Origin of the sequence: Streptomyces sp. NPDC018964 (genome assembly GCF_044390325.1) — a bacterium.
Classification (GTDB): Bacteria; Actinomycetota; Actinomycetes; order Streptomycetales; family Streptomycetaceae; genus Streptomyces.
The window spans coordinates 165,714-180,035 of sequence record NZ_JBIRYZ010000012.1 but is presented as its reverse complement, the minus strand read 5'-3'; the positions used below and the strand labels follow the sequence as shown (position 1 = coordinate 180,035).

The 14,322-nt window shown below is 71.6% G+C and carries 13 protein-coding genes; 1 reads left to right on the top strand and 12 read right to left on the bottom strand.

The annotated features are described in order from the left end of the window. Positions 1–290 precede the first annotated feature (290 nt). The 12 genes from ACH5AO_RS22150 to ACH5AO_RS22095 form a co-directional block, all read right to left on the bottom strand. Entirely contained in the window at positions 291–3,149 is a 2,859-nt protein-coding gene (locus ACH5AO_RS22150; protein ID WP_398927171.1) for a DEAD/DEAH box helicase, read from the bottom strand. A gap of 7 nt (positions 3,150–3,156) precedes the next feature. Next, positions 3,157–4,047 carry a diacylglycerol kinase gene (locus ACH5AO_RS22145; RefSeq protein WP_398927169.1) on the bottom strand — a complete coding sequence of 297 codons (891 nt, stop codon included), beginning with the start codon at positions 4,045–4,047 and terminating at the stop codon, positions 3,157–3,159. 31 nt (positions 4,048–4,078) lie between these two features. Beyond that, positions 4,079–5,020: a twin-arginine translocase subunit TatC gene (gene tatC, locus ACH5AO_RS22140; RefSeq protein WP_398927167.1), complete on the bottom strand. Its 942-nt coding sequence runs from the start codon at positions 5,018–5,020 to the stop codon at positions 4,079–4,081. 47 nt (positions 5,021–5,067) lie between these two features. Beyond that, positions 5,068–5,352 carry a Sec-independent protein translocase subunit TatA gene (tatA, locus tag ACH5AO_RS22135; RefSeq protein ID WP_398927165.1) on the bottom strand — a complete coding sequence of 95 codons (285 nt, stop codon included), beginning with the start codon at positions 5,350–5,352 and terminating at the stop codon, positions 5,068–5,070. 448 nt (positions 5,353–5,800) lie between these two features. Beyond that, on the bottom strand, positions 5,801–5,995 hold the full coding sequence (locus ACH5AO_RS22130; RefSeq protein WP_361748125.1) for a hypothetical protein: 195 nt from the start codon (positions 5,993–5,995) through the stop codon (positions 5,801–5,803). Between the two features lie 10 nt (positions 5,996–6,005). Continuing rightward, the gene (locus ACH5AO_RS22125) at positions 6,006–6,266 is read right to left on the bottom strand and encodes a hypothetical protein (protein ID WP_398927306.1); all 261 of its coding nucleotides are present in this window, start codon (positions 6,264–6,266) and stop codon (positions 6,006–6,008) included. Positions 6,267–6,295: 29 nt separating this feature from the next. Further along, positions 6,296–7,336: a helix-turn-helix transcriptional regulator gene (locus ACH5AO_RS22120; RefSeq protein ID WP_398927163.1), complete on the bottom strand. Its 1,041-nt coding sequence runs from the start codon at positions 7,334–7,336 to the stop codon at positions 6,296–6,298. An 18-nt stretch (positions 7,337–7,354) separates the two neighbouring features. Then, positions 7,355–8,308 carry a YafY family protein gene (locus ACH5AO_RS22115; protein WP_217130291.1) on the bottom strand — a complete coding sequence of 318 codons (954 nt, stop codon included), beginning with the start codon at positions 8,306–8,308 and terminating at the stop codon, positions 7,355–7,357. 123 nt (positions 8,309–8,431) lie between these two features. Continuing rightward, positions 8,432–8,803, bottom strand: a complete 372-nt coding sequence (locus ACH5AO_RS22110) for an FKBP-type peptidyl-prolyl cis-trans isomerase (protein WP_193456733.1) — start codon at positions 8,801–8,803, stop codon at positions 8,432–8,434. Positions 8,804–8,864: 61 nt separating this feature from the next. After that, entirely contained in the window at positions 8,865–9,866 is a 1,002-nt protein-coding gene (locus ACH5AO_RS22105) for an FKBP-type peptidyl-prolyl cis-trans isomerase (protein WP_398927160.1), read from the bottom strand. A gap of 137 nt (positions 9,867–10,003) precedes the next feature. After that, entirely contained in the window at positions 10,004–11,365 is a 1,362-nt protein-coding gene (gene pafA, locus ACH5AO_RS22100; RefSeq protein WP_142196373.1) for a Pup--protein ligase, read from the bottom strand. A gap of 9 nt (positions 11,366–11,374) precedes the next feature. Then, the gene (locus ACH5AO_RS22095) at positions 11,375–12,634 is read right to left on the bottom strand and encodes an MFS transporter (RefSeq protein ID WP_398927158.1); all 1,260 of its coding nucleotides are present in this window, start codon (positions 12,632–12,634) and stop codon (positions 11,375–11,377) included. Between the two features lie 94 nt (positions 12,635–12,728). Here ACH5AO_RS22095 and ACH5AO_RS22090 point away from each other — a divergent pair, with 94 nt between their 5' ends. Beyond that, positions 12,729–13,745, top strand: a complete 1,017-nt coding sequence (locus tag ACH5AO_RS22090; RefSeq protein WP_398927156.1) for a LacI family DNA-binding transcriptional regulator — start codon at positions 12,729–12,731, stop codon at positions 13,743–13,745. Positions 13,746–14,322: the final 577 nt, after the last annotated feature.

Sequence of the window (14,322 nt, the reverse complement as noted above, 5' to 3'; positions counted from 1 at the left end):
GCTTAGTCCGACCGGATCATCGCGATGTCATATTCAGCAAGTGCCGGAAATGGCCCCTGAGGCAGGAGTACGCTCAGGTCGTTTATACACTGCGCGATTGTTCGAACACAGCACGTCACCACGATCGGGCGTGCGAAAACCACTCACCGTAACGGGTGAGGAAGGCCCCGGGCTCCGTCATCCTGCCCAGGAAACCGGGCGGTGACGCCCTCGATGAGAGCGCACGGAAGGCAGAAGCCCGGCGCGCACGGGGCGCACCGGGCTTCTCCCGGGGTTCGGGGCCGGGCGGTTCAGCCCACGGACGAATAGGCGACCACGCCGCGCAGCAGTCCGTCGACCGCCCTGCGGGCGTTCCTGGCGACCGTCGACCCTTCGGCGGACGGCGCCGCGGCCGAGATCTGCCCCAGCACGTCGATGACCTGCTTGCACCAGCGCACGAAGTCACCGGCCGGCATCTCCGCCTCGCGCAGCACCTCGTCCAGGCCCTTGCCCGAGGCCCACATGTAGGCGGCCCAGGCGAAGCCGAGGTCGGGCTCGCGCTGGCCCACGCCCTCGGTCTGGCTGATCCGGAAGTCCTCCTCCAGGGCGTCCAGCCGGCCCCAGATGCGGACCATCTCGCCGAGCGCCGCCTTCGCCCGGCCCGAGGGCAGCTTGGGCGCCATCGCGTCGTCGGCGGTCCGGGCCTCGTACACCAACGCCGACACGCACGCGGCGAGTTCGGCGGGGGCGAGCCCTTCCCAGACGCCCTCGCGCAGGCATTCGCTGGCCAGCAGGTCCAGTTCGCCGTACAGCCGGGCCAGCCGCTTGCCGTGTTCGGTGACCTCGTCGCCGCGCAGGTAGTCCATCTCGGTCAACAGCCCGACGATCCGGTCGAAGGTGCGGGCGATGGTGTTCGTCCGGCCCTCGATACGGCGCTCCAGCTGCGAGGTGTCACGCAGCAGCCGGTGGTAGCGCTCGGCCCAGCGGGCGTGGTCCTCGCGGTCCTGGCAGCCGTGGCACGGATGCGCCCTCAGCGCCTTGCGCAGCCTCGCGATCTCCCGGTCGTCGACCGCCTGGGAACCCTTCTTGCGGTGCCGGTCCGGGACGATGTGCCCGGCCTTGGTGCGCAGCGCGGAGGCGAGGTCCCGGCGGGACTGCGGGGAACGCGCGTTGAAGGACTTCGGGATCCGCATCCGCTCCAGCGCCTCCACCGGCACCGGGAAGTCGATCAACGCCAGCCGCTTGACCTGCCGCTCGGCGGTCAGCACCAGCGGGCGCGGGCCGTCGGCGTACTCATAGCCGCGGTGGCCGTTGGAACGGCCCGCCGCCAGCCCCGGGTCGAGCACCAGCGCCAGCCCCGCGTACTTTCCGGTGGGCACGTGGATGACGTCACCGGGCTTCAGCTTCTCCAGCGCGGCGGCGGCCTCCGCGCGCCGCTGCACCGCGCCCTGCCGGGCCAGCTCGTTCTCCCGGTCCTTCAGCTCCCGGCGCAGCCGCGCGTACTCCTCGAAGTCGCCGAGGTGACAGGTCATGGACTCCTTGTAGCCCTCGAGACCCTCCTCGTTGCGCTGCACCTGACGCGAGATGCCCACGACCGACTTGTCCGCCTGGAACTGCGCGAAGGACGTCTCGAGGAGCTCGCGCGAGCGGTGCCGGCCGAACTGCTCGACCAGGTTGACCGCCATGTTGTACGACGGTTTGAAGCTGGACCGCAGCGGATAGGTGCGCGTGCCGGCCAGCCCCGCCAGGTGCTCGGGGTTCATGGCGCGCTGCCACAGCACGACCGCGTGCCCCTCGACGTCGATGCCGCGCCGGCCGGCCCGGCCGGTCAGCTGGGTGTACTCGCCGGGGGTGATGTCGGCGTGCTGCTCGCCGTTCCACTTGACGAGCTTCTCCAGCACCACCGAGCGGGCGGGCATGTTGATGCCGAGCGCGAGGGTCTCGGTCGCGAACACGGCCTTCACCAGCCCGCGCACGAACAGCTCCTCGACGACCTCCTTGAACGTCGGCAGCATGCCCGCGTGATGGGCCGCGATGCCGCGCTCCAGTCCCTCCAGCCACTCGTAGTAGCCCAGGACGTGCAGGTCCTCGGCCGGGATGGAGGCGGTGCGCTCCTCGACCAGGGCGCGGACCTGGGCCCGCGCCTCCTCGTCGTTGAGCCGGAAACCCGCGTACAGGCACTGCTGGACGGCGGCCTCGCAGGCGGCGCGGCTGAAGATGAAGGTGATGGCGGGCAGCAGGCCCTCGGCGTCGAGCCGCTCGATGACCTCCGGCCGGCTCGGCGTCCACACCCGCGAACGCTGCCGGCGCTCCCGCTCCCGGTCGGCCTCGCGCACATTGCCCCGCCCGCGCTTGCGGTCGCCCCAGGACGGGCGGCTCGCCTCCAGGCGGGCCATGCGCGTGAGGTCCGGGTTGACGGCCTTCTTGCCGCCCTCCCCCTCCTCGAACAGGTCGTATATCCGGCGCCCGGCGAGCACGTGCTGGAACAGCGGCACGGGCCGGTGCTCGGAGACGATCACCTGGGTGTCGCCGCGGACGGTGTCCAGCCAGTCGCCGAACTCCTCCGCGTTCGACACCGTCGCCGAGAGCGACACCAGGGTCACCGACTCGGGGAGGTGGATGATCACTTCCTCCCAGACGGCGCCGCGGAAGCGGTCGGAGAGGTAGTGCACCTCGTCCATCACCACGTAACCGAGGCCGAGGAGGGTCCGCGACCCGGCGTACAGCATGTTCCGCAGCACCTCGGTGGTCATCACGACCACCGGGGCGTCGGAGTTGACGCTGTTGTCGCCGGTGAGCAGGCCCACCTTCTCCGTGCCGTAGCGGCGGCACAGGTCGGCGTACTTCTGGTTCGACAGCGCCTTGATGGGGGTCGTGTAGAAGCACTTCTTGCCCTGCTGCAGGGCGAGGTGGACGGCGAACTCGCCGACGATCGTCTTGCCGGAGCCGGTGGGCGCGGCGACCAGTACGCCCTTCCCCGCCTCGAGCGCCTGACAGGCCTCGATCTGGAAGGGGTCGAGGCCGAAGTCGTACATCTCGCGGAAGGAGGCGAGCGCGGTGGCCTGCTCGGCAGCGCGCCTGCGCGCCGCCGCGTACCGCTCGGCCGGTGAGAGGTCCTCTGTCATCGTGCTTTCGAGCGTACCGGGCCGCACCGACAACGGGACGATCATTATCCGTTCAGGGGCCTACGACCCGTAGCGCGCCCGGCACGCAGCGCGCGGTCAGCGGCAGCGGGCCCACCGGCTCCCCGTCCGCGTACCCGGTGACCTCCTCGGCGGCCAGTTCCACGCTCGCCGCCCGCAGCACGGTGATCGCGGGATGACCGACGTGCGTCCCCCGGTACACCCTGGGGAAGACCCGCAGCAGCGTGGCCCGGCTGCACTCGCCGACCACCGTGACGTCGAACAGCCCGTCGGTGAGGTCCGCGCCGGGGCAGATCCGCATGCCGCCGCCGTACGACGGCCCGTTCCCGACGGCCACCAGCATCGCCTCGACCTCGCGGACCTCGCCGCCGTCGAGGGTGATCCGATAGGGCAGCGGACGGAAGGCGGCCAGCTCGGCGACCATCGCGACGTCGTACTTCAGGCGCCCGAGAGGCAGCCGCATCCGGTTGCCGCGGTCGTTGACCCGGGAGTCGAAGCCGGAGGCGAGCACGGCGCCGAACCAGCGGTCGCCGACCCGGCCGAGGTCGATGTCGCGGACCCGGCCGCACTTGAGGGCGTCGGCGATCATCCGGCCGGCCGCGGCCGGTTCCCGCAGGGGCATGCCGAGGGCGCGGGCGAAGTCGTTGCCGGTGCCCGCGGCGACCAGGCCGAAGGGGGTGCCGGTGCCGACGACGGCCTGCAGGGCGAGGTTCGCCATGCCGTCGCCGCCGACGGCGATCAGGGCGCCGGTGCCCTCCTCGACGGCGGCGCGCGCCCGGTCCAGGGCGTCCCGCGGGTCGTCGCCGAGCACGGTCCGCACCGAGAAGCCGGCGTCCCGCAACGCGGAAGCGGCCGGCCGCGCCGCGCGGGCGCCCCGGCCGCGGCCCGCGGTGGGGTTGACGAAGAGGGTGATCTCGCTGGTCACGGGGATGACCCTACGAGTTGCGGTCCGGTCTTCAGGTCACGTCGTCATAACCGTTGACCCGGTCCTTGGTCGCCTGCTCGGGCAGGGCGGCCACGGGTTCCACCGGGTCGATGGACTCGGGGGTGAGGTCCAGCTCGGACGCCTCGTCGTCGGCGGGGCCCATGGCCTCGAGACGGCGCTTGCGGCGGTCGTTGAGCAGGGACACGACGACCGCGCCGAAGTACAGGACCCAGATCGGTCCGGCGAGCGCCAGCATGGTCAGCGGGTCGGTGCTCGGCGTGGCGATGGCCGCGAACAGCGTGATGCCCATGATCATGCCGCGCCACCAGCCGAGCATCCGCCTGCCCGTGATGGCACCGGTGAAGTTGAGCATCACCAGCAGCAGCGGCAGCTCGAAGGAGAGGCCGAAGACGACCACCATGCGCGTGACGAGGTCGAGCAGGTCGTCCAGCGGCAGCAGGTTGTCGACACCGAACGGCGTGAACGTGATGAGCACCTCGGCGGTGGTCGGCAGCACCGCGTACGCGAAGTAGGCGCCGGCGAGGAAGAGCGGGAAGCCCGTCGCGACGAACGCGTAGGCGTACTTCCTCTCGTGCCGGTGCAGACCCGGGGCGACGAAGGCCCACAGCTGGTACAGCCAGACCGGCGAGGCCAGTACGACGCCGGCCATCAGGGAGACCTTCAGCGCCAGCGTGAACGGTGTGAGCAGACCGTTGATCGTGATCTGGGCGCACGGCTCCGCGTCGTTCGTGGCGCGGGCGAGTTCCGCGAAGGACTTCTCGCACCCGACCGACTCGAGAACCGGCTCGGTGAAGAAGTTGATGATGTCGTTGTAGAAGAAGGCCGCGGCGACCGTCACCAGGACGATGGCCAGCAGTGCCTTCGCGAGCCGGTTGCGGAGCTCACGAAGGTGCTCCGCGAGGGGCATCCGCCCCTCGGGATCCTTCTCCTGCTTGCGGGCAGACTTGAGCAACCCACGTTCCCATCTCGTGCGGCGGGCCGGAGTTCACCGGCCCTGCGTCAGCGCTTGGTCGTGTCCGTCGGCTCCGTGACCGGGCGGGAGCTGGTCACGTCGCCGGGGGCGGCCTGGATGGTGCGCTGCGCCGGAGGCTGCTGGTCGCCGGTGGTCGGCGGGTCGGCCGGGGCGGAGGACTTGTCCTCCTTCATCGCCTTCGCCTCGCTCTTGAGGATGCGGGCGGACTTGCCGAGCGACCGTGCCATGTCCGGAAGCTTCTTCGCGCCGAACAGCAGGATGATGACGACGAGGATGAGAATGATCTCGGGGGCTCCGAGCCTTCCGAACATAAGTCTTTACCTTCTCACCGAGGCTGCTGGGGGTGGGCTGCTGTCCGACCAGCCGGACACACGTCCGAACGATCGTGCTGTCAGCGATCGTAACGCTCGGGGGTGAACGTGAGGCAATCCCCGTGCGTACTCCCGTCCGCGGTCCGAGCCTCGTTCTCCGGGCCGCGATCAGCAGCGTACCTGTCGCGCCCCGCGGCGTGACAGGGCGAAGCACCCACGGGCAGCACCATGCCCCTCGTGCGGCACGGTCCGGATCCGCACGCCCGGCAGCGCACCGCTTCACCGTCCGCGGGCAGTAGCGCATCCTCCGGTGCCCCGATGTCCTGGGAGGCGTCCTCTGAAAGACACGGGTGAGTTGTGGGGAACCTCCCGCTCGGGGGAAGCACCGCGCAGGCGCCGGACGGCGCGAACCGTCCCGGTCCGTCGAAGGGCGCGGTACCCGGACCGCTCAGAGCGCCTCGGCGGACCGCGCCGTACTCGCCGCCGCCCGCTCCAGGTCCTCCGCCGCCCGACTGATCCGGCGCGCCGAGTCCGTGACCTGTCTCCCCAGCCGCTCCGCCTCGACGAAGACCCGGACGGCGAGCACCCCGAGCACCAGCAGACCCAGGAACCCCACGGCAACCGCGAACATCGGCCAGAACATGAGGGCGAGCCTAGACGGTCGAGTGCAGCCGCAGCGTCCGGACCCCGCCGCCGGTCAGCAGCTCCACGATCCGCTCCCCCGCCGGCTTGCGGACGGCCGCCCCGCACGCGGGGCAGGTGAAGGAGTAGAACGTGGTGCGGCTGCTGGCGCCGATGGCCAGACGCAGCGCGCCGGCGGCCAGTTCGAAGCGCTCCCGGCAGTCCGGGCAGCCCGCCCGGAACATCACCGGGGCCACGCTCCTCATCCCCGCGAACGCGGACGCCGCCGTCATGGTCCGCGCTCCGGACGCCGTCGACTCGCTCAAAGCCCTCGCTCCTGCCTGTCGTCCTGTCCGTGCGGCCCCGATCGTCCGGCCGCCTCGATCCCGTCGTACGCCGCGAGCGCCTCGCGGGCCGCCTGCCGGGCGCTGTCGGCCAGCGCGCGCGGCTCCACGATGCGGCCGTCGCGGCCGAGCCGCAGGGCCAGCCGTCTGAGCGAGGCCGGGTCGGGCGTGCGCAAGGTGATACGCAGCCCGCCGTCGGGAAGCTCGTCCGCGCTGTCGTGCGGGTAGTACTCGGCGACCCAGCGGCCGCCCGGTCCGACCTCGACCACGACCTCGGGGTCCTCGGCCGCGGGCTGCACCAGCGCTTCCGACAGGTCCCGCAGCTCGACCTCGGGCGGTGCGGACGGCTCGTCGAGGATCCTGATCTCGGCGACCCGGTCGAGCCGGAAGGTGCGGCGCGCCTCGGAGCGCCGGCACCACGCCTCGACGTACGTGTGCCCGACGCTGACCAGGCGGATGGGGTCGATCTCCCGCTCGGTGACCTCGTCGCGCGCGGGCGAGTAGTAGCGGATCCAGAGTCTGCGGCGCTCGGCGATGGCCCGGTCGACGTCCGCGAAGACGCCGCCCTCGGACTCGAAGGTCACCGAGAGCCGGGAGCTGGCGCCGGCCGCCTCGCCGGCCGCGGTCTCCACCTTCGCGGTGGCCCGCAGCAGCGCCTGCCGGTCGCCCTCGCGCAGCCCCGGCAGGGTGGCCACGGCGCGGGCGGCGACCAGCAGCGCGGTGGCCTCGTCGGCGGCGAGCCGCAGCGGCTCGGCCGCCTCCGCGCCGAGGGCGGCCGGGTTGTGCCACCAGATGCGCTCGCCGTCGGTGTCGATGTCCAGCAGATCGCCGCCGCGGAAGCTGGTGCCGCACATGGGCAGTACGTCGAGGTCGGAGACCAGCTCGTCCTCGGTGACGCCGAAGGCGCGCGCCACGTCCTCGATCCGGGCGCCGGGGCGCTCCCGCAGATACGTCACCAGGGAGAGCATCCGCCGGGTCTGGTCGATGGCGCTCACGGGCCTGACCGGTTTGCCTGCCACGTCCTTCTCCGCTCCCCCTCAGCCCTTGGCCACGGCACGCAGCCGGTCCATCACGTCGGCCCGCAGCTCGGCGGGCTCCAGGACCACCACGTCCGGTCCGAACTCCACCAGCCAGGCGTCCAGGCCGTGCCCGTACGGAATCTCCAACTCGTCCCAGCCGTCACCGAGTTCCCGCACCGCGGTGGCCTTCGCCCGAAGGGGGTAACCGGCGTCGGAGCGCAGCCGGATCCGCGCCGAACGGTCGGCGGTCTCCCCCGCCCAGCTCGCCACGGTCTCCCGCACGGTGACGACGTCCGGCACCGGGACGGTGAACCGGCCGCTGCGCGAACGCACCTTCCCGGTGATCCGGGAGAGCCGGAAGACCCGCTCGGCACCCCGGTCGCGGTCCCAGCCGGCCAGGTACCAGTGGCCGCGCCAGCACTCCAGCGCCCACGGCTCGACGTGCCGCTGTCCGGGCTGGGCGGCGTTGGCCTTGCGGTAGTCGAAGACGACAGGACGGCGGTCGCGGCAGGCCAGCATCAGCGGCTCGAACGCGGCCTCGTGCACCGGGATGCGCGGCTCTAGCGCACCGTGGGCGCCGTACGGGTCGACGTCCTCGGGGAGGCCGGCCGCGCGCAGCTTCTGCAGGGCGCCGCTGGCCGCGCCGGCGAGCCGGGCCTGCTGCCACACCTTGGCGGCGAGCCCGAGGGCGGCGGCCTCCTCGGCGTCGAGGGTGATGGGCGGCAGCCGGTTGCTGTCACGGCGGGCCAGATAGCCGACCTCGCCGTCGAGGTTCTCCACGGTCTCGATGACCAGTCCGAGTTCGCGCAGGTCGTCCTTGTCGCGCTCGAACATGCGGTTGAAGGAGTCGTCCGAGCCCGCTTCGAGATAGGCCTCGATGGATTCGCGCAGTTCGCGCTTGCTGAGCGGCCGGCGCGTCCCGAGCAGACACAGCGCCAGGTTCATCAGCCGCTCGGCCTTGGCAATGGCCATCGACCCGCTTCGCCTCCCTATGGTGCTTACGAGCGACGACCGTACCGCTCCGAGGTGGCGCGGTAAAAGCCGGAGGCCCATGCCCTGACAGGCATGGGCCCCGGATGATCGGCTCCGGTCGGATCAGACGCCGAGCAGGTCGACCACGAAGATCAGGGTCTCACCGGGCTTGATCGCCGGGGTGGGGCTCTGGTCACCGTAGGCGAGGTGGGCGGGGATGGTCAGCTGACGACGCCCGCCGACCTTCATGCCCTGCACGCCCTGGTCCCAGCCCTTGATGACCCGGCCGCCGCCCAGCGGGAAGCGGAACGGGGTGCCTCGGTTCCAGCTGGCGTCGAACTCCTCGCCCGTGCTGAAAGCGACACCGACGTAGTGCACGGTGACGGTCTGGCCCGCCTTCGCCACCTCGCCGTCGCCCTCCCAGATGTCCTTGATCTCGAGGTCCGCCGGGGGCTCGCCGCCCGGGAAGTCGATCTCGGGCTTGTCGATGCTCACGTCTAACGCTCCTGCTTGTCTGCGGAAAGGCGAACACGCACAGTCTTACATCCCCACGGCGTCACAGCTTCGCGAGGATGTCGACCGAGAAGACCAGCGTGGAGTCCTTCTCGATCCCGCTGCCTTCCGGCGGGGTGTCGCCGTAGCCCAGCTCCGGCGGGACGACGACGAGGACCCGGCTGCCCACCTTCTTGCCGGCCAGCCCCTGTGCCCAGCCCTTGACGACCTGCTGCAGCGAGAACGAGGTCAGCTGCCCCTTCTGGTACGTCGAGTCGAACTCCTTGCCACCGTCCCACAGCACCCCCTTGTACTGCACCAGGATGCTGTCCTCGGCGCCGACCTCCTCGCCGTCGCCCTCGATGACATAGCTCGCCACCAGCTTCTTCGGGGCGTCCGCGTCGGGCACGTCGATGGCGGGCGCCTTGCCGTCGGTGTTGGTGCCGACCTTGGGCAGGCCCTTGTCGTCCTGGGCCGCCTCGGTGCCCTTGGCGCTGCTGGTGGCCTTGTACGTGTCCTTCACGTCCACGACGAACACCAGCGTGTCGGTGCCCTTGATGCCCGCCTGCGCGTTGCCCTGCTCGCCGTACCCCCAGGTCGGCGGGACGGCCATCTGGACGCGGCTGCCGGTCTTCTTCCCGATCAGGCCGTACCGCCAGCCGTCGATGATGGCGCCCTGGGTGAGCGGGAGCGCCAGGCGGGTGCCGCGGTCGTAGGAGTTGTCGAACACCTTCCCGCTGTCCCAGATCTGGCCAAGGTAGTGGGCCACCACGAAGTCGTTCTCCGCGACCGCCTTCCCGCCGCCCGCGATGACCGTCTTGACCGCGAGCTGGTCCGAGGGGTCCCCGCTGCCCTTGGCGACCGTCGGCTTCTCCTCGAACTTCGTACCCGCCGTGATCGCCGGCAGCGGGCCGTCGACGATCTTCGGCGGCGGCGCCGCGGACGTCCCGGGCGCCGAGGGCGAGGCGCTGTCGCTGGCCTTGCCCGAGTCGGACTTGTCGTCCCCGCACGCGGCGAGGGCGGCCAGTCCAGCGGGAACGGCAATGAGAAGTGAGCGTCGGCGCACGGTGGGGGCCTCGTAATCATCGATCTTGTGGATGGCGTCCGCGCAACTCTACGGCGTGAGAAGGGCGCCGCACGGTGTAACGTACGGCGCCCGTGTGACGTTCCGGGAATTTCCGGTCCCCTGGCGGAACGCGTCCCTCACATTCCCGCGATCAGCTTCTCCACCCGCTCGTCCACCGAACGGAACGGGTCTTTGCACAACACCGTGCGCTGGGCCTGGTCGTTGAGCTTGAGGTGCACCCAGTCGACGGTGAAGTCGCGGCGCTGCTCCTGGGCCCGCCGGATGAAGTCGCCCCGCAGCCGGGCCCGAGTGGTCTGCGGCGGCACGGACTTGCCCTCGAAGATCTTCAAATCGTTGCAGATCCGGGCGGCTTGTCCCTTCTTCTCCAGCAGGTAGTACAGACCCCGCCGACGGTGGATGTCGTGGTAGGCGAGGTCTATCTGCGCGACCCGGGGGTGCGACATGGTCATGTTGTGCTTGGCCCGGTACCGCTCCAGGAGCTTGTACTTCATGACCCAGTCGATCTCGGTGCCGATGCGGTCGAGGTCCTCGGACTCGATCGCGTCCAGCGTACGGCCCCACAGCTCCAGCACCTGCTCGACGGTGCCGGTGCGGATGCCGCGGCGCTCGCAGAAGTCCAGCGCCTTCTCGTAGTACTCGCGCTGCACCTCCAGCGCGGAGGCCTCCCGGCCACTGGCCAGGCGCACCTTGCGCCGCCCGGTGATGTCGTGACTGACCTCGCGGATCGCCCGGATCGGGTTCTCCAGCGTGAGGTCGCGCATCACGGTGCCCGCCTCGATCATGCGCAGCACCAGGTCGGTGGCCCCGACCTTGAGCAGCATGGTCGTCTCGGACATGTTCGAATCGCCCACGATGACGTGCAGCCGGCGGTAGCGCTCGGCGTCCGCGTGCGGCTCGTCCCGCGTGTTGATGATGGGCCTCGAGCGGGTCGTCGCCGAGGAGACGCCCTCCCAGATGTGCTCGGCCCGCTGACTGACGCAGTACACGGCGCCGCGCGGCGTCTGCAGCACCTTGCCCGCACCACAGAGCAGCTGCCTCGTGACCAGGAACGGAATCAGGATGTCCGCGAGCCGCGAGAACTCCCCGTGCCGGGCCACCAGATAATTCTCGTGGCAGCCGTAGGAGTTGCCCGCGGAGTCGGTGTTGTTCTTGAAGAGGTAGACGTCGCCCGCGATTCCCTCCTCGTGCAGGCGTCGTTCGGCGTCCACCAGGAGTCCCTCGAGAATGCGCTCGCCGGCCTTGTCGTGGGTGACCAGTTCGGTCACGTTGTCACATTCCGGCGTTGCGTATTCCGGATGTGATCCCACGTCGAGATAGAGGCGGGCGCCGTTCCGCAGAAAGACATTGCTGCTTCGGCCCCATGACACGACACGGCGGAAGAGGTACCGCGCCACCTCGTCAGGCGACAGGCGGCGCTGTCCCCTGAACGTGCACGTGACACCGTACTCGTTCTCCAGCCCGAAAATGCGGCGGTCCATGAGGGAACATTACGCCCGATCCCCCGACCTGAAACGAGGTTCGACGGCACGATTCGGATCATTTTCCGAACGGGCCGCGACCACCACTCTCCCGGCGGGAACTGCCAATACCCGTCCGGTGGCGATCAAAACCAGCAGCGACACGCCGCCCGCGGCCCCCGGCACGGCGAACCCCCACAGCGCCCCGCCCGCCTCGACGACCGGACCGGTGAGGCCCGTTCCCACCGACGCGCCGACGGTGAAGGTGGTCACCAGCCAGGAGAACGCCTCCGTGACCGTGCCGCGCGGCGCGTGCCGGTCGACCAGCACGAAGGCGCAGGCGATGGCCGGAGCGAGGAAGAGCCCGGCCACCACGGTGAGCAACGTCATGGCCACCACACCCGGCATCAGCATCAGCGGCAGGTAACACACCGCCAGAAGGGCCACCAGCACCCGCAGTCGCCGCGCGGGCTCACCGGCCCACTGCCGCGCCCCGTACACCGCACCGCCGATCAGGGCACCCAGCCCGATCCCCGCCATCAGCCAGCCGTACACCTGGTCACCACCGTGCTCGTCCGCGTACGTCACGGCCGCCACCGTGATGGACCCCAGCGCCATCCCCACGGCCAGGAAGGCACCCAGCAGCGCGAGCAGCCCCGGCGAGCGCAGCGCACCCAGCCAGTGCGCCTCGCGCGGCGCCGACCGCCAGGCGCGCGAGGGCGGCGAGACGACCACGGAGAGGGCGCCCAGCACCCCGACGACGTTCAGCACGAGCAGCGCGACCTGCGCCGACCACAGCGAGGCGCACACCGTCACCAGCAGCGGCCCGACGGTGAACATGACCTCCTGGGCCACGGCGTCCATGGCGTACGCCCGGTGGACATGGTCCTCCTCGGGCAGCACGGAAGCCCACAGCGCCCGCAGCCCGCCCTCCAGGGGCGGGGTGAAGAGCCCCGCGGCGGCGACGGCACCGTAGGCCACCGCCGGCGACCCGGTTCCCACGAAGGCGAACACGGCCATCGCCAGCGCCGACAGCACCGCGGCCGGCAGCTGCACGCGCGGCTGCCCCCGCAGATCCACCAGCCGCCCCAGCACCGGCTGCCCCACGGCGTTGGCGACGCCGTACACCGCCGCCAGCGCGCCGGCCAGGCTGTACGTACCGCCCTCCGCCCGCACGAACAGCACGATCGCGATGGCGGCGGTCGCGTTGGGCAGCCGCCCCACCAGCGTGCCCACGAGCAGCCGGGTGGCGTGCCGCACCCGGAGGATCTCCAGGTATCCCGTGACCATGCGGGCCCCTCCACTGGAAGTTTTACGTATAACCAGGTGCTCCATACGTACCATGTCCGCTGTTCACCAGTCCAGACGAAGGAGCGGCCCGACGATGCCCCGAGCCGGCACCCGCCCCACGAGCCGGGACGTCGCCCAGGCCGCCGGCGTCTCGCAGGCCGCGGTCTCCCTGGTCCTCGGCGACAAGTGGCGCGGCCGGGTGTCCGAGGCCACGGCGGAGCGCGTCCGGGAGGCCGCGCGCACCCTGGGCTACCGCCCCAACCTGGCCGCCCGCAACCTCCGGCTGGGCCGCACCCGTACGGTCCTCCTGGTCGTCCCCGCCCTCACCACGGAGTTCTTCGCCGGCGTCTACACCGGGGCCGCCCGGGTGGCCTCCCGGCACGGCTTCGGCGTGGTCCTGTACCCCTCCCCTGAGGGCATCGGCCCTGCCCGCGACCCCTTCGCGTCCGCGCAGGCGGCCCTGGACGGCGTCATCGCCTCCTCCATGGCCGCGGAGGCCCTCACCGCGATCCGCGGCGAGGCGCTGCCGCTGGTGATGCTGGACAGCGACCCCGAGGGCAGTGTGGGAGCGGCCACGGTCAACCTCGACATCGCCGACGGCGTCCGCCAGGTCACCGACCACCTCCTGGCACTGGGCCACCGCCACTTCCTCCACCTCGCGGCGGACGTGGCGTCCTGGACCTTCGAGGTGCGCGCGCGGGAACTGACGGCACGCCTGCGGGAGGTCCCGGGGGCGTCGCTGCGTACGGCACGGGCACCGATCTCGATCAAGGGCGCGGAGGCGGCGGCGGAGGCCGCGCTCTCCGGGACCGCACCGGACCGCCCCACCGCCGTGGTCTGCGACGACGACCACCTGGCAGCCGGCACGTACAAGGCCGCGCGGCGCCTGGGACTGCGTGTTCCCGAGGACCTGTCCGTCACCGGTCTGGACGACCTGGCCCTCGCGAGCGCGATCGATCCGGAACTGACCACGGTGCGGTTGGACTCGGAGCTTTTCGGTGAGCGGGGGATGGAGGCGCTGCTGGCGGTCCTGGAGGGCCGCGCCCCCGCCGCGGGCGACATCCCGGTCGAACTGGTGGTACGGGGGTCCACGGCCCCGGCACCCCACTGAGGGCCGCGACGGCCCGCCGTGCCGGTGCCGAGCGGGGCGGGCTCGCAGCCCGGCGGCTTACGGGGTGCCCCGCGCTGGTGTCGGCCGGGCGGGTTCACGCGGCCCGGCGCCTCGCGGACGCCCCGGCGTTCGGTGTGGGCCGGGGGCCGTACGACCCGGCGGCTTACGGGTGCCCCGGCGTGGATGTGGGCCGGGAGGTTCGCGCCGCCCGGCGCCTCGTGGGTGTCCCTGCGTGGGTGCGAGCCGGGGGTGGGGTTGCGCAGCCCGGCGCTTGCGGGGTGCCGTCGCGCCCACCCGTGCCGCCCCAGCGGCACGACTGCCCGCGGCTGATGCGGCACGCGGCTGCCCGCGGAGGGCGGCGGCGGTAGCGATGCAGGCGCGTACGGCGGGGAGGGGACAGGGCGGGGGTGGCCGCCCGCAGTGGCCGGCGCGTCCGCACCCCTGGCCTCACCGAGAAACGTGATCCGCGCCAGTCCGAGGACGGACACCCCCGACGCGGCCCCGACCCACCCACCGGCCGTAGGCGCTACACACGCCCCCACCGAAGCCGCACAGGCGCCGCAGGCACCCCACCCAC